Source organism: Rhodoferax sp. P2_H8_2 (genome assembly GCF_056403235.1).
This window is the reverse complement of record NZ_JBFUFW010000008.1, coordinates 42,279-63,459: the sequence shown is the minus strand read 5'-3', so window position 1 is coordinate 63,459 and position 21,181 is coordinate 42,279. Positions and strand designations below refer to the sequence as shown.

Annotated in this window: 12 protein-coding genes; 6 read left to right on the top strand and 6 right to left on the bottom strand. The window is 60.6% G+C overall.

The annotated features are described in order from the left end of the window. Positions 1–6 precede the first annotated feature (6 nt). The 5 genes from AC1DV6_RS14340 to AC1DV6_RS14320 all read right to left on the bottom strand — a co-directional run bounded on the left by AC1DV6_RS14340 (position 7) and on the right by AC1DV6_RS14320 (position 7,159). Positions 7–2,241: a glycoside hydrolase family 13 protein gene (locus AC1DV6_RS14340; RefSeq protein ID WP_477978502.1), complete on the bottom strand. Its 2,235-nt coding sequence runs from the start codon at positions 2,239–2,241 to the stop codon at positions 7–9. 176 nt (positions 2,242–2,417) lie between these two features. Then, positions 2,418–3,308 carry a maltose ABC transporter permease MalG gene (malG, locus tag AC1DV6_RS14335; protein WP_477978500.1) on the bottom strand — a complete coding sequence of 297 codons (891 nt, stop codon included), beginning with the start codon at positions 3,306–3,308 and terminating at the stop codon, positions 2,418–2,420. 5 nt (positions 3,309–3,313) lie between these two features. Further along, on the bottom strand, positions 3,314–4,840 hold the full coding sequence (gene malF / locus AC1DV6_RS14330) for a maltose ABC transporter permease MalF (protein WP_477978498.1): 1,527 nt from the start codon (positions 4,838–4,840) through the stop codon (positions 3,314–3,316). An 8-nt stretch (positions 4,841–4,848) separates the two neighbouring features. Further along, the gene (malE, locus tag AC1DV6_RS14325) at positions 4,849–6,012 is read right to left on the bottom strand and encodes a maltose/maltodextrin ABC transporter substrate-binding protein MalE (RefSeq protein ID WP_477978496.1); all 1,164 of its coding nucleotides are present in this window, start codon (positions 6,010–6,012) and stop codon (positions 4,849–4,851) included. Positions 6,013–6,043: 31 nt separating this feature from the next. Further along, the gene (locus AC1DV6_RS14320; RefSeq protein WP_477978494.1) at positions 6,044–7,159 is read right to left on the bottom strand and encodes an ABC transporter ATP-binding protein; all 1,116 of its coding nucleotides are present in this window, start codon (positions 7,157–7,159) and stop codon (positions 6,044–6,046) included. Positions 7,160–7,392: 233 nt separating this feature from the next. Here AC1DV6_RS14320 and AC1DV6_RS14315 point away from each other — a divergent pair, with 233 nt between their 5' ends. From AC1DV6_RS14315 to AC1DV6_RS14295, 5 genes are read left to right on the top strand one after another with little or no spacing between them, the layout of a single operon-like run. After that, positions 7,393–9,828: a glycogen/starch/alpha-glucan phosphorylase gene (locus tag AC1DV6_RS14315; RefSeq protein ID WP_477978492.1), complete on the top strand. Its 2,436-nt coding sequence runs from the start codon at positions 7,393–7,395 to the stop codon at positions 9,826–9,828. A gap of 9 nt (positions 9,829–9,837) precedes the next feature. Beyond that, on the top strand, positions 9,838–11,706 hold the full coding sequence (gene glgB, locus AC1DV6_RS14310) for a 1,4-alpha-glucan branching protein GlgB (RefSeq protein WP_477978490.1): 1,869 nt from the start codon (positions 9,838–9,840) through the stop codon (positions 11,704–11,706). 5 nt (positions 11,707–11,711) lie between these two features. Beyond that, complete coding sequence (gene glgX / locus AC1DV6_RS14305) at positions 11,712–13,766, top strand: glycogen debranching protein GlgX (protein ID WP_477978488.1); 2,055 nt, start codon at positions 11,712–11,714, stop codon at positions 13,764–13,766. 19 nt (positions 13,767–13,785) lie between these two features. Further along, positions 13,786–15,306, top strand: a complete 1,521-nt coding sequence (gene malQ / locus AC1DV6_RS14300) for a 4-alpha-glucanotransferase (RefSeq protein WP_477978486.1) — start codon at positions 13,786–13,788, stop codon at positions 15,304–15,306. An 11-nt stretch (positions 15,307–15,317) separates the two neighbouring features. Continuing rightward, positions 15,318–16,673, top strand: coding sequence for an MATE family efflux transporter (locus AC1DV6_RS14295; protein ID WP_477978484.1), 1,356 nt, complete (start codon positions 15,318–15,320; stop codon positions 16,671–16,673). Here the strand turns inward: AC1DV6_RS14295 and AC1DV6_RS14290 are convergent. After that, complete coding sequence (locus AC1DV6_RS14290; protein WP_477978482.1) at positions 16,670–18,274, bottom strand: alpha-amylase family glycosyl hydrolase; 1,605 nt, start codon at positions 18,272–18,274, stop codon at positions 16,670–16,672. The two genes, AC1DV6_RS14295 and AC1DV6_RS14290, sit on opposite strands and share 4 nt — an antisense overlap. Positions 18,275–18,411: 137 nt before the next feature. Here AC1DV6_RS14290 and AC1DV6_RS14285 point away from each other — a divergent pair, with 137 nt between their 5' ends. Beyond that, complete coding sequence (locus AC1DV6_RS14285; protein WP_477978480.1) at positions 18,412–21,141, top strand: alpha-1,6-glucosidase domain-containing protein; 2,730 nt, start codon at positions 18,412–18,414, stop codon at positions 21,139–21,141. Positions 21,142–21,181 lie beyond the last annotated feature (40 nt).

The window sequence follows — 21,181 nt, the reverse complement described above, 5'->3', positions numbered from 1 at the left end:
TGCGGCTCATGGCCTGTTTTTGCTGATAAATACGGTGCCGTAAAGGGCAGGAATATCCAGCTTCATTTGCCCTTGTGCCACGGTGATGGTGGAACCGGTCAATGCATTGACGAATGTCTGACCATTCAGTTTGGCGGGAACTTGCACCGTCAGTTGTTGGGCTTGGTCTGCATTGTTGGTCGCAGTGATGGCGAACGTGTTGCCCTGTTCGCGCAGCAGCACGATGCTATTGGCATCCAGATGCAGCGGCGCAGAGATCGAGCCGCGACGTAGCACCGCATGGTCTTTGCGCAGCTTGGTCAGGCGTTTGAACTCGGCCAGCATGTCCATGTCCGGCTTCCCGCCCATGTCGGCCCACGGGTAGGTGCCGCGGTTGTAGGGGTCATCACCACCGGTCAGCGACACCTCATCGCCGTAATAAATGGTGGGTGCACCGGGGAACACCATCTGGAAAAACACCGCCAGCTTCTGGCGCTGTTTGGCCAGTGCAATGGTCTTGGCATCCGTCGTGTCTGCATGCCAACCGAACTGGTGCAGTGCGCGGGCCTGGTCGTGCGTGGACAGCAGGTTCATCAGCGCATAAAAGGCTTGCGGCGGATACGCCTCGCGCATCAGCTCGATGTTGCCGTACAACTCCATTGCGTTACCGCCTGCGGCATAGCCCAGCACGGTGTTGCGGAAGATGTAGTTCATCGTCGAGTCGAAGGTATCGCCGAGGAAATACTTCGATGCGTCGAACCATGTCTCTGCCACCGTCAGTGCGTCGGGTTTGTGGGTCTTGACCACTTTGCGCCATTCGCGCCAGAAATCGTCTGACACCCAGGGCGCGACATCCATGCGCCAACCGGCGGCCCCACGGTCCAGCCATAGCTTGGTCACTGAGTTGCGGTCGCCATAGGCAAACGCGCGCCATGCGGGAGAAGCTTTGTCCAATTCGGGCAGGCCTGCGATTCCTACCCAGCCTTTGAACTTCTTGTCCGGCTCGGCCTGTGTATCGTCAAAGCTGTACCAGCTGGCGTAGGGCGATTGCGGGTTGACCTTGCCGTTGGCGAAGGCGCCGTTGCTGTGGTGGTTGCCATAGCGGTCGAAGTAAATCGAGTCGTCGCCGCTGTGGTTCAGGCTGGTGTCCGGGATCACGCGGATGCCACGCTTGGCGGCTTCGCGGGTCAGGCGCACAAAGTCGGCGTTGGTGCCGAAGGCAGGATCAATGTTCTTGTAGTCGGCCGTGTCGTACTTGTGGTTGCTGGCCGCTTTGAAGACTGGCGTCATGTAAATCGTGTTGGCACCCAGGTCGCGGATGTAGTCCAGCTTCTGGATGATGCCTGCGAGGTCGCCGCCAAAGAAGTCGTTGTTGTAGGCCGCGTCCGAGCCATCGCCGGTCTTGGGCACCCAGGGCTTGTCCAGCCAGTTCTTGTGCAACTCCACGCCCTGGTCCTGGTAGCGGTCCCGTCCCGGTTTGGGGTCGTTGGCCTTGTTGCCGTTGCGAAAGCGGTCCGGGAAGATGTAGTAGTACACAACATCTGCCGCCCAATCGGGCACCTTGAAGTCAACGGCATAGGCGGTATGGCGGAAGCGGCGGATGGCATTGTCATTGGCGGGTTTGACTGCAATCAGACCCATCCCGCCGCTTCCCTTCTCGCGGGTCCAGAAAATAGGGTCGCGGTTGTTCTGGTAAACGTAGGCCTTGCCGTTGATCACCGCTTCAAACCAGTAGCCGTAAATGCTGATGTCGGCGAATTGGTATTGGGCGGACCAGCGTTCGGTGGCACCCGCAGCGCTGCGCGTCATCGGGATGCGTGCGACCTCGCTGTATTCCAGTACCTCCTGGTTGCCTTCCATGCGGCGCTTCTCGATGACCAGTAAAAGCTTGTCAACGCCCGGCAATGCGCTCAGACCAAACTGGACCGTGGTGCCTGCGACGGTTGCGCCAAAAGGCGACTTGTGTTGCAGACTGCGCGAATCAAAGCGCAGGCTCAGCGCCACGGGGTCTTCAACGGCTTGTGCGCGCGGATCGACGAACGTCTTGGGCCCCACCGATAGGTCCGCTTTCCCGTCGGTCAGCGCGAGCTTGAGCGTGTGCTCGCCGTTGAACTCCTGCGTGAAGGGGCCGTAGGTCGTGGCGTTGGTCCATGCCGCGTCGGCAATCTTGAATTCCTGGCGCGAGGACAGGCGCACATTCAGGTACCAGGCATCGCAGCGGTAGATGAACGCATCGTCTTCCTGGGCGGTCCAGTTGTTCATGGTGCCGCGCATGTACAGGGAACGCCCGCCCAAAGGGTCGGGCTTGCAGGAGGTACCGCCTGTTCCATCGGAAGCATGCGCGATGGAGAAAGTAAGGGGAGCGGCGAAGGCCAGAAGTCCAAGAAATCGGAAAATTCGCATCACTGCACTCGCTGGTAAGAAGTTTGGAAGTGGCCTTAGCCCTTGACGCCACCGGACGTCAGCCCCGACACAATCCACCGCTGTGCCGCCAGAAACACCAGCGTGATCGGCAGACCCGACAGCACGGCCGCCGCAGCGAAGTCACCCCACAGGTATTTCTGTTCGTACAGGTAGTACTTGGACCCCACCGCCAGCGTCAGGTTCGCTTCTTCGCGCAGCAGGATAGAGGCGACGGGATATTCGATGATCACACCGATAAAGGCCAACACAAACACCACCATCAGGATAGGCACGGCCATCGGCAGCAGCACCATGCGGAAGGCTTGCCAGTGCGTTGCGCCGTCTACCTTGGCGCACTCTTCGATTTCCGCAGGAATGGTTTCAAAGTAACCCTTTATGGTCCAGACATGCATGGCCACGCCGCCGAGGTAAGCGACGATCAGGCTGGCATGGGTCTCAATGCCCAACCACGGCACGGTGGTACCCACGCCTTCGAAGATCGCAAAGATCGCGACCAGCGCCACGGCCACCGGGAACATCTGCAACAGCAGCATGCTGTTGAGAATGAAACCCTTGTACGCAAATTTCATCCGCGCGAACGCGTAGGCGGCAGTGGTCGAGATCGCAACGATCAGCAGCGCCGAGATCGTGGCGATCTCGATCGAGTTCCACAGCCACAGCAGCACTGGGAATGGTGGCTTGACCAGATTGCCATCGGCATCGGTGTAACTGAATCCCAGCGCCAGCTTCCAGTGCTCCAGGCTGATCTCGGTGGGGATCAGCGAGCCGGTGGAAAAGTTGCCAGGCCGCAGCGAGATGGATAACACCGCCAACAGTGGAAACAGCGTAACCGCTATCAAAATCCATAACGCCACATGCGCGCCGATAATGCGCCAGCGTTGACTTTTGCCAGTAACAATCGCCACGGTGCTTATCCTTTCTTCACATCATTGACGCGCATCAGCCGCAGGTTGGCCAGTGACAGCAGCGTCACCACGACAAAGATCAACGTGGAGATCGCAGCCGCCAGACCAAAGTTGGCGCCTGCATCGGTGAACGCAATGCGGTAGGTGTAAGACACCAGAATGTCAGTCTGGCCTGCGGGTAGCTTGGTGTTCAGGTAGTCGGGGCGGCCATCGGTCAGTAGCGAGATCAGCACAAAGTTGTTGAAGTTGAATGCAAAAGCCGAGATCAACAGCGGTGTCAGCGGCTTGGCAATCAGCGGCACTGTGATCTTGAAGAAATTGGTCAGTGGCTTGGCACCGGCAATGGCCGAGGCCTCGTACAGATCGGCGGGAATGGCTTTGATCAGGCCCGTGCACAGAATCATGATGTACGGATAGCCGAGCCAGGTGTTGACGATCAGCAGCATGCTCTTGGCCAAGAGCGGATCGGAGAACCAGTCAGGCCGCACACCAAACACTGCATCCAGAATCGCATTGATCTCGCCGAAGTTCTGGTTGAACAAACCTTTGAACACCAGAATGGAGATGAAGCCCGGCACCGCATACGGCAAGAACAGCAGCGTGCGGTACAGCGTGCGGTACTTCAGTGCTTCCCAGTTCAACACAACGGCCAGCGTCATGCCGACGGCGGTAGAGAAAAGCACGGTCAACGCGGAGAACAGCACGGTCCAGATGAAGATGGAGACGAACGGGCCGCGCATGTCGGCGTCAAACAGCAGTCGCGTGTAGTTGGCCCAACCAATGCCGACCTTGAAGCCGGGCTGGATACGTTCGCCCTGGGCGTTTTCAAAGAAGCCGGTGGTGGTGTTGGGGGTGTAAGTCACGCCCGTTTCTGCGCGGGAGACTGCGCCGTTGGCCACAGCGGTCCACAGTGGTTCTGCAATGCCAAATTCGCGTACGCCCACATAGCGCAGGACTCTCTTGGTCGGCAGTTCCACGCTCAACGTCATTAGTGATTCGCGCAGTGCGATCACCTGGCGCAGCGCTAGCGGCTCACCCAACGTGGCTGCGCCGGGCAGCAATATCTGCATCGGGATGGTTTGATTTGACAAGTCCGCTTGGGTCAGTGGCAACACGGGCGAGACATAGCGCGGGCCGTCGCTGCCGGGTTGCGGCGCAAGAACCAATCGGTAAGCGCTGCCCTCAGGATGCAGGCTGAACGCCAGCGACTGCTCTTCGTCAATCGTGGCCTGGTCCAGCAAATAGCCGCGCGCACGCTCCTGGCTCAGCAGATTGGCCGACGAATAGTTGGTGAAGCCAATTTGCACGGTGTAGAGCAGCGGGAACGCGACAAACACCAGCATGCCCACGACGCCGGGGAACAGGTAGCGCCAGGCCAGTGTCTTGGCAGACGCGTAGATATACAGCGCTGAGGCGCCGAGCATCAGCGCGGCTGCAGCATAGAACGGTTGGCCTGCGGCGTAGAAGCCAAACACCAGCCACAGCAATGCGAAAGTCAGTGCGGCGACGATGGGCCATTTGAGATTGTTCATGGCGATGGTCACTTCACCTGCATCCGTGCCGCCGCACCGTCCAGCGCTTCTTTGGGCGATTGCAAACCGTTGGTGATGGCTTCCAGTGCAGCGTCGACCGCGGGGAAGAAGCGGCCGGTTTCGGGGATATTGGGAATCGGCTCGCCTGCCAGCGCATTGGCCATGGTTGCGCGGATGTTGGGGTCGCTCGACAGTTCTTTGAAATACGCCTTGTTGGCCGGTGTGCCCAATGGCACATCCGCAGAAACCATCTTCAGACTGTCGACGGTGAGCAAGTGGTTCTCAATGAACTCGCGGGCGAGGTCCTTGGATTTGCTTGGCGCTGCAATCATGCAGCCCAGCACGCCGACAAAGGGCTTCGAGGGTTTGCCGCCAATGCTGGGGATGGGCGCCACGCCGAAATCAATATTGCTTTTCTTGACGTTGTCCCAGGCCCAAGGGCCATTGATCATCATGGCCACGTCACCGCGGTTGAATCGGCCTTCCATCTCGGAGTACTTGGTGCCCTTGGCCATATGACCGTCCTTGACCAGCCGGGCGATCATCTCAGCGCCTTGGACCGCGCCGGGTGCATTGACGCCGACTTGCTTGGGATCGAAGTTGCCTTGCGCATCGCGTGCAAATACATAGCCGCCCGGTCCGGCCAATAGCGCCCAACTGAAGAAGGACTGGTTGTAGGCCCACAGCAGTGCGTGTTTGCCCTGTTTGGACAGCTCCTTGTCCAGCGTGATCACCTCTTCGAAACTGGCGGGAGGTGTCTTGACCAGCGCTTTGTTGTAGATCAGGCCGACGGCTTCGATCGCAAGCGGGTAACCCCAGACCTTGTTCTGGTAGGTGAAGGCCTGCCAGGTGGAGGGCTCGATCGCGTCGCGCACGCGCTTGGGCGGTTTGATCGGAACAATTAGGCCGGACTTGGCCCACTCACCGGCACGATCGTGTGCCCAGCAAAAAATGTCGGGGCCTTTGCCCGCGCCTGCGGCGGCCTGGAATTTGTCGGGCGCACCTTCGGGGTGTTGCACTACCACTTCCACGCCAGACACCTGCGTGAACGCATCGCCCACTTTTTGCAAACCGTTGTAGCCCTTGTCGCCATTGATCCAGACCAGCAGGCGCGGTGGTTTGGTTTGTGCGGCGGCATTGAGTGGAGTGATCAGCGCTCCGTTAAATGCCATCAGCGCGCATGCGGCGCACAGTGCTTTCACCTTATGCCGCACGCTGCAGCTCCGGGGAAGCCAGGCGGCGGAAAGCCTGTCCCTTGGCGTCGAACAGATAGGCCCATTCAGGCGGTACGCTCAGATCGAGCGCATCGCCGCTGCGGATGCGGGTCTGTCCATCCACGGCAGCGGTCAGCACATCGGGGCTGCCCTGGTTGCTGCAATAGGCGTGGGTGATGGAGCCTAGCGACTCGACAAACGTCACGGTGGTTTTCAGCGCGTTGGCCGTGATGCCCGGCAACAAGTGCTCGGGACGTGCGCCCAGCTTGACGGCATCGCCCGGCTTGGCATTGGATGCGTCCACCCGGCACTCGATGACTTCGCCACCCCCAAGTCGCACGCGGGCAGCTTGGCTGTTGGCCTCGACGATCACGCCGTCAATCAGGTTCATGCCCGGCGAGCCAATGAAACCGGCGACAAACAGATTGTCCGGGTGTTCATACAAGTGCAAGGGCGAACCAACCTGCTCGATACGTCCTGCGGACAACACGACGATGCGATCTGCCAATGTCATGGCCTCGACCTGATCGTGCGTCACATAGACCATCGTCGTCTTGAATTCTTCGTGCAGCTTGGCGAACTCGTAGCGCATGCGTACGCGCAGCGCGGTGTCCAGATTGGACAGAGGCTCGTCAAACAAAAACACTTCCGGCTTGCGCACGATGGCGCGACCGATGGCGACGCGCTGGCGCTGCCCGCCCGACAGGTCCTTGGGCTTGCGGTCCAGCAGGTGATCGATATTGAGCACTTTGGCGGCCTGATGCACCAGACGGTCAATCTCGGCGGTGGGCATCTTGTTCAGCTTCAGGCCAAACGCCATGTTGTCGTACAGGTTCATGTGCGGGTACAGCGCGTACGACTGGAACACCATCGCAATGCCGCGTTCGGCCGGTGGTACGTCGTTGACCACTTTGCCGCCAATCGTCAGCTCGCCGCTGGTGATCTCCTCCAGGCCGGCGATTACGCGCAACAGCGTTGATTTACCGCAGCCGGACGGGCCGACAAACACCATGAACTCGCCGTCGTGAATTTCCAGGTCGATTCTTCGCAGGATGTGCGCATCCCCAAAGCTTTTGCAGACGCCCGTCAGTTTTACGTTAGCCACTTGTTGTCTCCGTGCGGCACCCTGGGGATGCCTGTTTTGCGTAAGTATACCTGTCAAATGTAGTCATACAACGAGATGTAAATGGCGGGAGTTTTCTTGAATTACGCTAATTCTGCTGATAATATCGCGACATTGAGCAATTGTTTGTAGTCAAACTACATGTAAATTCCGAGGCTGATGTGCAGCCCAGATCACTATCCGCCCCGTTGTACCTTTGTTTGTGACTCACCGTAATGATGAAAACCCACCCTGCAGCTACACCTTTGTCCCTGCCTGATCGCTTCCAGCAAATTTATGCAGCGGGTCTTGCGCAAGCCGGCCAGGCCGACGCCGCCCATTGCCTGCGTGCCGCAGCGAGCGCCTGCCGCGAACTGCTCGCCGGTCGCTGGGCCGCTTCGCGGCTACAGGACAAGGCCACGGTCGGGACGGCAGGCGTGCGTCGTGTGCATTACCTGTCGATGGAATTCCTGATGGGCCGTGCCACTGGTAATGCGCTGGCCGCGCTGGGGCTGGAGCCCGCTGTGCGCGATGCGCTCACCGCGCAAGACCTGCAACTTGGCGACGTACTGGAGCAAGAGAACGATGCCGCGCTGGGCAATGGTGGCCTGGGCCGTCTGGCCGCCTGTTTTCTGGATTCGTTCGCCGAGCTTGGCCTGCCATCGTTTGGCTACGGCCTGCGCTACCAGTACGGCATGTTTGCGCAGCGCATCCACAACGGCAAGCAGTCAGAGGTGCCGGACGACTGGATGAAGCACGGCAATCCGTGGGAAGTGCCGCGCCCCGACGTGCACTACACCGTTGGATTTGGTGGCTATATCGAGGTCAATGTGCACAAACGCCGCTGGATACCGGCCCAGCGCATGCTGGCGCAGGCCTACGACTTCATAGTCCCCGCGCATTTCAGCGAGCGTGTTTCCACATTGCGCCAGTGGCAGGCCAGCGCCGAGCAACCGATTGACTTTGGTCGCTTCTGCGCCGGTGACTACCAGGGCGCAGCTTCGCACCGGGTTGCTGCCGATGCGCTGAACTGGGTGCTGTACCCGGACGACAGCACCGAAGCCGGACGCGAACTGCGCTTGAAACAAGAAGCCTTTCTGGTGAGCGCCTCGTTGCAGGATTTGATTGCCCGCCACCTGGCCAACGGCCAGCCGCTTGGCACGCTGGGCCAACACAACGCGATCCACCTGAATGACACGCACCCGGCGCTGGCACCGGCCGAGCTCATGCGCCTGCTGGTTGATGAGCACGACATGGGTTGGGAAGCAGCCTGGGCCATCACGCAAGAGGCCGTGTCCTACACCAATCACACGCTGATGCCCGAGGCGCTGGAAACCTGGCCGGTGCGCATGTTTGAGCAACTGCTGCCGCGCCATCTGGAAATCATTTACGAGATCAACCACCGTTTTGTCGCCGAGGTGCGCGCCCGCTTCCCGTGGGACGACGCGCTGATCGCGCGCATATCGCTGATTGATGAGACCGGTGAGCGCCGCATCCGCATGGCGGCGCTGTCCATCGTCGCGTCGCACAAGATCAATGGCGTGTCGGCTTTGCACTCCGAGCTGATGGTGCAAACTATTTTTGCCGACTACGCCAAGCTGTTCCCCGCGCGTTTTCACAACGTGACCAATGGCGTCACGCCGCGGCGCTGGCTGATGCAGGCCAATCCCGTGCTGTCGCGGGTGATCGACCGCACTATAGGCACCGCATGGCGCCAAAACCTGGATGGCCTCGCTGCACTGAAACCGTTGGCGGCCGACGTCACACTGGGTCAGGAGTTCATGGCGGCCAAGCGCGCCAACAAGGAAAAACTGGCCCGCTACATCCAGCAAACCCTGGGAATTCAGGTCAGCACCGAAAGCCTGTTTGATGTGCAAACCAAGCGCATCCACGAGTACAAGCGCCAGTTGCTGAACGTGTTGCACGTGATTGCCCGCTACCAGGCCATCATCGACCAGCCCAACGCACACTGGACACCGCGCACCGTCATCATCGCTGGCAAGGCCGCGTCGGCTTACGTCACCGCCAAGCGCATCATTGAACTGATCCACGGCGTCGCCGCCGTCGTCAACAACGACCCGCGCGTCGGCCATCGGCTGAAGCTGGTGTTCATTCCCAACTACAGCGTGAGCCTGGCCGAGCGCATCATGCCGGCCGCCGATTTGAGCGAGCAGATTTCCACTGCGGGCACAGAAGCCTCCGGTACCGGCAACATGAAGTTCGCGTTGAACGGTGCGCTGACGATCGGCACTTGGGACGGCGCCAATATCGAAATGGCAGAGGCGATGGGCGAGCGCAACATGTTTGTGTTTGGCCTGCGCACCGAAGAGGTCGCCAAGGTGCTGCAGGACGGTTACCAGCCGCAGAAATACGTGGTGGCCGATCCACAACTCAAGCGCGTGATCGACGCGATTGCCAGCGGCCAGTTCTCTGGCGGCAACAGCAGCACCTTCCAGTCGCTGGTCGACAGCCTGATGACGCGCGATCAGTATTTGCTGATGGCTGACTTCGCGGCGTATGTGAGCGCGCAGTCGCAAGTGGATGCGTTGTACGACAAGCCACGCGCCTGGAGTGAGCGTGCGATCCTGAACGTTGCCGGCATGGGCGAGTTCTCGTCGGATCGCACGATTCGCGAGTACATCAGCCGCGTCTGGGCCAAGCCAGGCGCGTAGGATGCCCCCATGATTGCGCCGGACGATCTGGAACTGCTGCGTCTGGGGCAACACCCAAGGCCTTATGCCGTTCTGGGCGCGCATCTGGTTACGAGCGAGAAACGCGACGGTGTGCGCTTCGCCGTCTGGGCTCCGAATGCGCGGCAAGCCAGTGTGGTCGGTGACTTCAACGACTGGGATCCCGCGCGCAACCCGATGCACAAGCATACGGAGGCGGGTGTCTGGGAAGTGTTTGTGCCCGGCGTGCAGCCGGGTGCGCTCTACAAATTTGCGCTGATCGCTGCGGATGACCAGCCCTTACCGCTGAAGGCTGATCCGTATGGGCGTGCGGCACAACTACGGCCAGACACGGCCAGTATCGTCACCGTCATGCCTGAGCCACGCACTTTGTCGCCCGCGCGTGCAGCGGCGAACCGGCGTGATGCACCCGTTTCAATTTATGAAGTGCATGCAGGTTCATGGCGCCGCGCCGCCGATGGTGGCTTTATGCAGTGGGACGAACTGGCGGCCCAACTGCCGGAATACGCAGCGTCGCTGGGCTTTACGCACATCGAGCTGATGCCGGTCAGTGAGTTTCCGTTCGACGGTTCCTGGGGATATCAGATGCTGGGCCTGTATGCGCTGAGCGCGCGCTTTGGTCCGTGGGAAGCGTTTGACCGCTTCGTCGATGCCTGCCACGCCAAAGGCCTGGGCGTGCTGCTGGACTGGGTACCGGCGCACTTTCCTATGGACGCGCATGGTTTGACGCAGTTTGACGGCACGGCGCTGTTCGAACACGCTGATCCGCGCGAAGGGTTTCACCGCGACTGGAACACGCTGATCTACAACTTTGGTCGCAACGAGGTGCGCAACTTTCTGGTGGGCAATGCGCGCTACTGGAGCGAGCGGCACGCGATTGATGGTTTGCGCGTGGATGCAGTCGCGTCCATGCTGTACCGCGACTACTCGCGCAAGGAGGGCGAGTGGGTGCCCAACATCCATGGCGGAAACCACAACCTCGAAGCGATTGCACTCTTGCAAGAGGTCAATAGCGCGCTTGGTGCCAACGCACCAGGTTGCATCACCGTGGCTGAAGAGTCCACTGCGTTCCCCGGCGTTAGTGCGCCAGTCAGCGCCGGGGGACTGGGCTTTCACTACAAGTGGAACATGGGCTGGATGAACGACACACTGCAGTACATGCGGGAAGACTCGGTGCATCGCAAGTGGCACCACGAAAAAATGAGCTTCGGTCTGGTCTACGCGTTCAATGAAAACTTTGTGTTGCCGCTGTCGCACGACGAAGTGGTGCACGGTAAGGGATCGTTGTTGAACAAGATGCCGGGTGATGTCTGGCAGCGTTTTGCGAATCTGCGCGCCTATTACGGTTTCATGTGGGGCCACCCCGGCAAGAAGCTGCTGTTCATGGGGCAGGAGTTTGCGCAAGCTACGGAATGGAACCACGATGTGCCGCTACCGTGGTATCTGTTGAATGACTCGGCCCACGCCGGTGTGCAGGCGCTGGTGCGTGACCTGAACCATCTGTACCGCAGCGAGAGTGCATTGCACCAACTGGACTGCGAAGCGCGCGGCTTTGAATGGCTGGTCAGCGACGATGCGGACCATTCGGTGTTTGCCTGGCTGCGCCGCGATGCGGCAGGGCGCGAAGTGCTGGTCGTTTGTAATTTCACACCGGTGTCGCGTGCGGATTACCGCATTGGCGTACCTGCCAGTGGCGCCTGGCGCGAAGTGTTGAATACCGATGCAACCGTCTATGGTGGCAGCGGCGCTGGCAATGGAGGCACCGTCATCGCTGTGACAGCACAACCGGCACACAATCAGTCCCAATCCATTTCACTGACATTGCCGCCGCTGGCAACCTTGTTTTTGCAACCCGTTTGAGCCCCATGTCCCATACCCTTCAAGAAGGCCGCACCGAACCCATGGGAAGCCATGCGCGTGATGGCGGCGTGAATTTCTGCGTGTTCTCGCAGCACGCGCAACGCATCGAGCTATGCCTGTTCGGCGCCGATGGCAAGACTGAAGTGCAGCGCCTGGAGCTTTTCGGCCCACACGATGGCGTGTTCCACGGCTTCCTGCCCGGCGCTGCGCCAGGCCTGATCTATGGTTTGCGCGCGCATGGGCCTTACGAGCCGCATGCGGGTCATCGCTTCAACCCACACAAGTTGCTGCTGGACCCGAATGCGCGCGAGATCGTTGGCCAGTTTGAATGGCGTGCCGAGCACCACGGGTACACACTGGGTCATGCAGACGGCCCGTTCAGCATGGACACCCGCGACAACGCAGCCGATGCGCTGAAAGCCCGTGTTGCTGAGCCGCCGAGTCTCGCGCCCGGCAGCTTCAATGCGCCACGCCATGCAAACGCAGACCTGGTTTTGTACGAGGTGCATGTCAAAGGCTTTAGCAAACGCCTGCCCGGCATTCCTGCTGCGCTGCAAGGAACCTACGCCGGGCTGGCGCATCCGGCATCCATTGCGCACTTCAAGAAGCTGGGTGTCACCACGCTATCGCTGTTGCCGGTGCAGTACTGCATCGATGAGCCGCACCTGCCCTCAAAGGGTTTGCGCAATTATTGGGGCTACAACACCATTGGGTTTTGCTGCCCCGACCCGCGCCTAGCAGGGGCGGAGGCTGACCCGGCTGCCGTGACGGCAGAGTTCCGCCAAATGGTCAGCACGCTGCATGCGAACGGTCTGGAGGTGGTGCTTGACGTTGTATACAACCACACGCCGGAAGGCAGTGAACTCGGTCCCACGCTGAGCTTTCGCGGCCTCGATAATTCCAGCTGGTACCGGCTCGAACCGGAAGCGCGATCGAAGAGCGAGAACTTAACTGGTTGTGGGAACACCTTGCGCGTCGAGCATCCCCGTGTAACGCAGTTTGTACTGGACTCGCTGCGCTACTGGGTACAGGAGATGGGCATCGACGGTTTCCGCTTTGACCTGGCGCCGGTGCTGGGCCGCACCAGCCATGGCTTCGATCCGCAATCCGCATTCTTCACTGCGTTGCGGCAAGACCCTGTTCTGGCCAAGGTGCATCTGATCAGCGAGCCGTGGGATGCCGGTCCGAACGGCTACCAGGTGGGTCGCTTTCCGGGGCGCTTCCTGGACTGGAACGACAAGTTCCGCGACACGGTGCGTGGCTACTGGCTGCAGCAGGGCGGCGTCACGCGCGGCGAATTGGCCAAGCGGTTTTCTGCGTCAAGCGATCTGTTTCACCACAGCCAGCGCCGCCCCAGCGCTTCGGTTAATTTCATCTCGGTGCATGACGGCTTCACGCTGTTGGACATGGTCAGCTACAGCCGCAAGCACAACCTTGCCAATGCTGAAGACAACCGCGATGGCCGCGACGGCGAGATGTGCGCCAACTACGGCGTGGAGGGTGCAACCGAGGACACGGACATCCTGCAACTGCGCCAGCGTGTGCGCCGCGCGATGTTGGCCACGCTGTTGCTGTCCCAAGGCACGCCCATGCTGTGCGCAGGCGATGAAATTGGTAATAGCCAGCAGGGCAACAACAACGCCTATTGCCAGGACAACGCGGTGACCTGGCTGGACTGGAGCACGGCCGATGCTGCGTTGAACGATTTCGTCGCCGACGCCATCGCGCTGCGGCGCAGCGAACCCGTGCTGCGCAGTGACGAATGGGAACATGCTGGCCCCAAGCGCGTCTGGCGCGCGCCCGGTGGCCAAGAACTGCATGGCAACGACTGGAATGACCACCACCACAAGGCCTTTGCCTGCGAGCTGTCGCTGGCGGCCTCGCACTTGTTTATCGCTTTCAACCCGGGTGACCACGCAGAGGCCTTCAATGTGCCGGATTGCGCATGGCAACTGGCGCTGGACAGCTCCGGCCTGATGAACAACGCACCGCAACCGGGCAGCAGCATGGCCGTGCCCGCGCATGCGCTTGTCGTGTTGCGCAATGTGAAGAGCATTTGATTTTTTGAAGAGACACAACATGATCGATCTGAAACAACGCCGTGCGGGCGTACTGCTGCACATCACATCCCTGCCCGGCCCGCATGGCATTGGCGATCTGGGGCCGGACGCTTACCGTTTTGTCGATTGGCTGCAGTCGGCTGGCCAGCGCATCTGGCAACTGTTGCCGACCACACCGATTGGCCCGGGCGATTCTCCGTACATGAGTGTGTCGGCGTTTGCTGGCAGCCCGTTGATGGTGGCGCTGGAGCCGCTGGTGGATGCGGGCTGGTTGTCTCCCCCCGTGTTGCCGTCGGAAGGGTTTGCAGCCAGCCGTGTGAATTTTGGTCAGGTTGTTCCCTGGCGCGTGCAACAGTTGCGCGCGGCGGCAGCGGGTTACCGGAAGAGTGCGTCGCCGCAGGTCCGCGCCGATTTTTCTGCGTGGTGTGCAAAGCAGTCGTATTGGCTGGACGATTACGCGCTCTTCATGGCGCTGGAGACGGCCCACAACGGACACGCCTGGTGGGATTGGGAAGAGGGCACAATGCGCCGCGATCCGAAAGCATTGCAAAAGGCCCGAACAGAGCACGCCGATGAAGTGTTCTTCTGGCAGTTTGTGCAATGGTGTTTTGACACGCAGATGACTGCATTGAAGGCCTATGCCAATGCGCGCGACGTGTCCATCGTGGGCGACTTGCCGATCTTCATTGCCCACCACAGCGCCGATTGCTGGGCCCGGCCCGATCTGTACGAACTGGACGACAAGTTTCAGCCCACGGTTGTTGCTGGATGTCCGCCCGATGAGCTTGGGCCGGATGGCCAGCGTTGGGGCAACCCGCTGTACCGCTGGGACCGCATGGCTGCGGAAGACTTCGCCTGGTGGGCCGCACGCGTGCGCCGCGCGCTGGAGCAGGCCGACGTGTTCCGCATTGACCATTTCCGTGGCTTCGCTGGCTATTGGGAAATTCCGGCCAGCAGCCCGACCGCGCGCATTGGTAAATGGGTGCCTGCGCCGGGCAAGGCGATGTTTGACGCGATCCAACGCGCGCTGGGCGATTTGCCCATCATTGCCGAAGACCTGGGGCTCATCACCCCTGATGTCATCGAGCTGCGCGACGGCTGTGGCTTCCCTGGCATGAAGATTTTGCAGTTCGCGTTTGGCGGTGATGGGGCGCACGAGTTTTTGCCGCATAACTACGGCAGCAACTTTGTCGTCTACACCGGAACGCACGATAACGACACAGTGCGCGGCTGGTGGAACAACGCTTCAGCGCATGAACGTGCGTTCGTGGGCAGCTATCTCGCGTGTGGCGAGCACGATGTGCACTGGGCGATGGTCCGTGCACTGTGCAACTCGGTTGCCGAGATGGCGGTGTTTCCGCTGCAGGATGTGCTGGGCCTGGATGGGGCACACCGCATGAACATCCCCGGCACGCTGGGGGGTGCGAACTGGTGCTGGCGCTTTGACTGGGGCATGGTCGGCGCCGAACCGGGCCGTGTGTTGGGTCTGATTACCGCGACCAGTGGCCGGGGACCGATGCAACTGGCGCATCTGCCCTGATACTTGAGGGCGTGACTACTGCCTTACCCCGTCCCCGCCTGATTGCCGTCGCTTGGCCCCTGCTGGCCGAGCTGCTGCTGGGCTTTGGCGTCGGCCTGCTGGGCTTGTGGCTGGCATCGCAGGAGTCCGACACTTCGTCCGCTGCGTTTGCGCTGGCCAACCAGTGGCAGGGGACTTTCTTCCTGCTGTTTCGCATCATCAGCATGGGCGTCAGCGTGGTCATCACGCAGTATGTGGGTGCGGGTAACCGCACGGGTGCTGACCAGACTGCACGCGCCGCACTCGGTGCCAGCACCTGGCTGGGCCTGGGCTCAGGGTTGGCGATATTTCTGGGTGCCGTACCTCTGCTAACGCTGTTGAACGCGACACCTGATGTGGTCGCACTGGGCGCACCGTATCTGCAAATGCTGGCGCTCGCATTGTTGCTGGATGCTTTCAATGCCAGCATGGCCGCTGTGATGCGCGCGCACCTGCATACGCGCGACACGATGCTGACGCTCTTGGCTATGCATGCCAGCCATTTGTTGCTATGCCTGCCGCTGATGCGCGGTTATGGGCCGATTCCCGCGCTGGGGCTGGTGGGTTTTGCGCTGGCCATGGCGATCAGCCGCGCACTGGGTTTGTGTGCGCATCTGGTTTTGTGGCGCTGGCGTTTGCAACTGGTGCCGCGGCTCTCCGATTGGTTCACGCTGCACAGGAAAACCTTGGCGCCAGTGTTGCACATCGGCCTGCCCGGTGCCGCAGAAAACATCGCCTACCGTTTGGCCATGCTGGTCTCGGTGACTGTGGTGGGTGGCATGGGTGCCGCGGCGCTGGCAACCCAGACCTACACCTTCCAGATCATGAATGTGGTGGTGCTGTTCAGCGTGTCGCTGGGCTTCGCCAGCGAAATCCTGATCGGCCACATGATTGGCGCCGGGCACTTTCAACAGGCGAATAAATTGCTGCGCAAATGCATGGCCTGGGGTCTGGTCGTGTCATTTGTGTTGGCGGTGCTGGCGGCCATCAGCGCGCACTGGACGCTGACGCTGTTCACCCGTGACGCATCCATCATTGCGCAAGCGACGACACTGCTGTGGATTGCCGTGCTGCTTGAGCCCGGCCGCACCTGCAATGTGGTGATCATCAACGCACTGCGTGCCACCGGTGATGCGCGCTTCCCGGTCGCTGCCGGTGCGCTGTCGATGCTGCTGGTGATGGCCGGAGGCTCGTGGCTGCTGGGCGTGTATTTCAAGTTGGGTCTTGTCGGCGTGTGGATTGCCTATGCCGTTGACGAGTGGCTCAGGGGCTTGATGATGGCGGCGCGCTGGACACGACTCGGATGGTTGCCCGCAGCGCGAAGAATCCGGCGCCGCGTTGCGGGCTAACGCCCCGTAACGAACACCTGCACCGCCTGCGGCGCCAGCGTGATTTGCAGATGACCCGAGGCCGTGACTTTCAACGGGGCTGCGTCGGCGGGATGTGCCGCTTTGAACTCCCGCTTCGCGGGCAATCCCGGAATCACTACCTGCGCCGACTCGCCGCCGTAATTGAGCACCACCAACGCCGTCTCTTTGCCCCACGTCCGCTGAAATGCCATCACCGACCCTTGGCTCCAGGCCCCGTGGTAGTTGCCCTGAGCCAATGATGGATAGCGGTTGCGCAGAGCAAGCATCGATTGGTAGAACGCGAATATCGAATCCGGCTTTGCGCGTTCTGCGCCGACATTCTGCACAGAGGCATTTGGAGCAGTAGGTCGAAAAGGCGTGCCGCTGGTAAAGCCTGCTTTGTCCGGCTCGGCTGTCCAGCTCATAGGTGATCGCAGCGGCAGATCGCCTTCCAGGTTCGGCACGCCCGCCATGCCAATCTCTTCGCCGTAGTAAATGAAGGGTGTGCCGGGCTGCAGCAGGTAAGTGGCTGCGGCCAATTTGTATTGGGCGAGATGGCCGTCGACCTGGTCCCACAGCCGCTTGCCGGCGAAGATGTCGTGGTTGGAGAGCATGGTCGCCATCGTGATCGGTGCGGTCTTGAAATAGTCCGCAACCTCTTTGACCGCTTCGACATCACCCTTGGCAGCCTTGACGATGCTGTACTGGTGCCCAAACGCAAACGCGCTGCCACAGATTTTGGGTGCGGCATAGTCCAATGGCTTGGCCGTCGCCTCACATACGACGTAGCGCTTGGAGTAACCGGTAATCAACTTGCGCAAATCGCTGGTGATCTTGCGGCTCTCGGGCTGGTCGTTCCAGTCTTTGCCGTTGTTCTCCACCAGATGGGGCACGGCGTCGAGCCGGTAACCATCGAGGCCGCGGTTCAGCCAGAAACGCAGACTGTCTTCGTGGTACTTCACCACGGCCTTGTTGCGGAAATTGAAGTCCGGCATGTGCGCACCGAACGTGGCGAAGAAGGTTCCGTCGGGTGAGGCGTACCAGGGGTCTTTGCCCCAGATGTCCCAGCCCTGCGGTGCGGGGTCCTTCCAGACATACCAACTGCGATAGGGGCTTGCCGGATCCTTTGCCTCCAGAAACATCGGGTGGACGGCCGCGCTGTGGTTGATCACGTAATCCATGATCACGCCGATGCCGCGCTTGTGCGCTTCACGGATCAATTCGTCGAAGTCGGCCAGCGTGCCGTATTCCGGGGCTATGCCACGGAAGTCGGTCGTGGCATAGCCGTGGTCACCATCCGCGTTGCCGGTGATCGGCATCAGCCAGATGCCTTTGATCCCTAAGTCTTTCAGGTATTCCAGGCTTTGGGTTACGCCGCGCAGGTCGCCAATGCCGTCACCGTTGCTGTCACGGTAGGCGCGGACAAAGATTTCCATGAAGGCGCCGTTGTGCCAACCCTTGGCCAACTTGCTTCCAGGGTCGCGTTTCATGACCGCGCTGGTGTCGATCGCAGTGCCGGCCCAAGCACCGCCGGTCAGCAGGGCCGCCACAGCGGTGGCGGGTGCTAGACAATGCCGAAAACGACTCAAGGCGAAGCGCATAAAACCTCTTTGTGTAGTAAAACTACTTAATAAACTACGGTGCCTAAATAGAATTGATGCAGTAATTAAAGTAAATATCAGAACAAATTGCAAATTCTGTAGTGATACTACTCAAATAATTCGATGAGGAGAAGCTGATGAAATCCCTATGTCTGGCCCTTGCTTTGGGCGCCTGCAGCATGGCTTGGGCGCAATCGCCTGTTGATGTGCAAGCCTGCAATGCCAGGTCTGCGCAAACCGCTTTGCATGCTGCGCCAGCGGGCGAGAGTTTGCAAGCCCAAGCCTATTGGTTGTCCCGCGACTTGCTGACCTGGCCGGGCCAGGCGGCGGGCGGGCGTTATCGCCTGTACCACTCCGCGCAGGCGCAGTTGTTGGTGGCCGTGGGTGCTGCGGTGCAGGGTGCCGATGGCGCATTGGATTTACAGAGTGCGAGTGAAGGCCCTGCAGTCAGTATTCAGAAGCGTTTCAAGTTTGTTGGCGCGGGTGCGCTGCTTGGTGTGGCAAGGCAGGATCAACCACGTGTTGCCGAGTTGCTGCGCCAGCAGTTGGTGCTGGTGAAAGAGGATGAGGCAGGGCGCGTTGTTGCGGCCACGCAGCTGCAGACGCCCGGTGCGTTGGACGATCTGTATGCCGCTGCGGCGCAGGTGTCGGATCTGGGTGTGCGTTTGCAGCCAGGGGGCACGGTATTCAAGCTGTGGGCGCCGACGGCTCGCAACGTAGCCGTGTGTGTGTATGGTGCTTCGCAAAGCCCTGCTGTCGCAGCCGAGCCCATGCGCATGGATAGCAGTACAGGCGTGTGGCAGGTGCAACTGCCCAAGCGGCATGTTGGAAGCTACTACGCCTATCTGGTCGATGTCGTGGTACCGGGCGCGGGTGTGGTGCGTAACCGCGTGACCGACCCGTATGCGCTGAGCCTCAATGTCAACTCACGTCGCGCTTATATCGCCGACATGCAAGCCGCAGCCCTGGCGCCCAAGGGCTGGGCGACCCACACAATGCCGCAGCGCGTCAAAAACCAGACCGATATGGTGGTCTACGAACTGCATGTGCGCGACTTCTCGATCAACGACGCCTCCGTATTGCCGGCCTGGCGCGGCAAGTACATGGCGTTTACGCAAACGAAAGCCAACGGCATGCAGCACCTGCGGCAACTGTCGCAGGCAGGCATGACCGATGTGCACTTGCTGCCGGTGTTTGATCTGGCAACCGTTCCCGAAAAAGGCTGCAGCGTGCCGACCGTGCCGCAAGCAGCGGCCGACAGTGAAGCCCAGCAAGCCGCGGTGATGGCGCAGGCGGGCGCGGATTGTTTCAACTGGGGCTACGACCCGTTCCACTTCAATGCGCCCGAGGGCAGCTACGCCACCAATGCCGATGACGGCGCCGTGCGCATCCGCGAGTTCCGCGCGATGGTGCAGGCCTTGCACAGTGCTGGGCTGCGGGTCGGTATGGACGTGGTCTACAACCACATGTCGGCCTCCGGGCAAGCAGAGCATTCGGTGCTGGACCGCATAGCTCCTGGCTACTACCACCGGCTGAGCGCCACAGGCAAGGTGGAACGTTCCACCTGCTGCGACAACACCGCGACCGAGAACCTGATGATGGGCAAGCTGATGGTGGACTCGGTCGAAGGCTGGGTGCGCGACTACAAGATCGACTCGTTCCGCTTCGACCTGATGGGTCACCAGCCGCGCGCAGTGATGGAGCAATTGCAGTTGCGTGCAGATGCTGCAGCCGGGCGCCATGTGAACCTGATTGGCGAAGGCTGGAACTTTGGCGAGATTGAGAACGGCGCGCGCTTTGTGCAGGCGTCGCAACTGTCGCTGAACGGCTCCGGCATTGGCACCTTCAGTGACCGCGGACGCGACGCGGTGCGTGGTGGCCGTGCGGGCGAGGGCGGCAAGGATCTGATTCGCAACCAGGGCTATGTGAATGGTCTGGTATATGACGCCAACGCATTGGCAGAGGGCAAGCGGGCCGATCTTTTGCGCACCGCAGACATGGTGCGCTTGGGGCTGGCGGGCTCGGTGCGCGACTACGTGATGACGGATCACTTGGGGCAAGCCAAACCCCTGAGCGCCTACGACTACGGCGGACAACCTGCGGGCTACGCCAGCGCGCCTGGCGAAGTCGTCAACTATGTGGAGAACCACGACAACCAGACGCTGTTCGACATCAATGCCTTCAAGCTGCCACTCTCAACCAGCCGCGAGGACCGTGCCCGCGTGCAAATGCTGGCATTGGCCATCAACATGTTCAGTCAGGGCGTGGCCTACTTCCATGCGGGTGGTGAGAGCCTGCGCTCCAAGTCGCTGGACGGCAACAGCTACGACTCCGGCGACTGGTTCAATCGGCTGGACTGGACATTTAGCGACAACTACTTTGGCACCGGCGCGCCTCCCAAAGGCGACAACGGTGCGAACTACCCGTGGATCAAGCCCTTGCTGGCCAACTCGGACATTCGACCGCAGGCGGTCAATATCCGTTGGGCGCGTGACCAGTTCAACGATTTGCTGCGCCTGCGTGCCAGCTCCAGTCTGTTCCGCCTCGCCAGTACCAAAGACATTCAAGACCGACTGACATTCTTCAACACCGGGCCGCGACAGGTGCCCACGGTCTTGGTGGGCCATCTGCGCGGCGACGGCTACCCGCACGCGGGCTTCAAGGAGGTGCTGTACCTCGTCAATGTCGACAAGGTGACCCAGCAGGTGCGTGTCGATGGATTGAAAGGCAAGCCTTTCGTGTTGCACCCGGTGCATCTGGCCAAACAAGCGGCGGACCAGCGGCCGCGCCGGGAAGCTAGCTTCAACGCTACCGATGGGACTTTCCAAATCCCCGCCCGAATCGCGGTGGTGTTTGTCGTGCGGTAACCAAGCGTGACATAGGGGCGTGCCGTTGGGTAGACAATAG

What these genes read in the sequence shown, in the direction of transcription:
- AC1DV6_RS14340 (WP_477978502.1), bottom strand. Translation starts at nt 2,241, where the DNA reads ATGAACAACTGGACCGCCCAGGAAGACGATGCGTTCATCTACCGCTGC.
- malF (WP_477978498.1), bottom strand. Translation starts at nt 4,840, where the DNA reads ATGAACAATCTCAAATGGCCCATCGTCGCCGCACTGACTTTCGCATTG.
- malE (WP_477978496.1), bottom strand. Translation starts at nt 6,012, where the DNA reads ATGGCATTTAACGGAGCGCTGATCACTCCACTCAATGCCGCCGCACAA.
- AC1DV6_RS14315 (WP_477978492.1), top strand. Translation starts at nt 7,393, where the DNA reads ATGATGAAAACCCACCCTGCAGCTACACCTTTGTCCCTGCCTGATCGC.
- glgB (WP_477978490.1), top strand. Translation starts at nt 9,838, where the DNA reads ATGATTGCGCCGGACGATCTGGAACTGCTGCGTCTGGGGCAACACCCA.
- glgX (WP_477978488.1), top strand. Translation starts at nt 11,712, where the DNA reads ATGTCCCATACCCTTCAAGAAGGCCGCACCGAACCCATGGGAAGCCAT.
- malQ (WP_477978486.1), top strand. Translation starts at nt 13,786, where the DNA reads ATGATCGATCTGAAACAACGCCGTGCGGGCGTACTGCTGCACATCACA.
- AC1DV6_RS14290 (WP_477978482.1), bottom strand. Translation starts at nt 18,274, where the DNA reads ATGCGCTTCGCCTTGAGTCGTTTTCGGCATTGTCTAGCACCCGCCACC.
- AC1DV6_RS14285 (WP_477978480.1), top strand. Translation starts at nt 18,412, where the DNA reads ATGAAATCCCTATGTCTGGCCCTTGCTTTGGGCGCCTGCAGCATGGCT.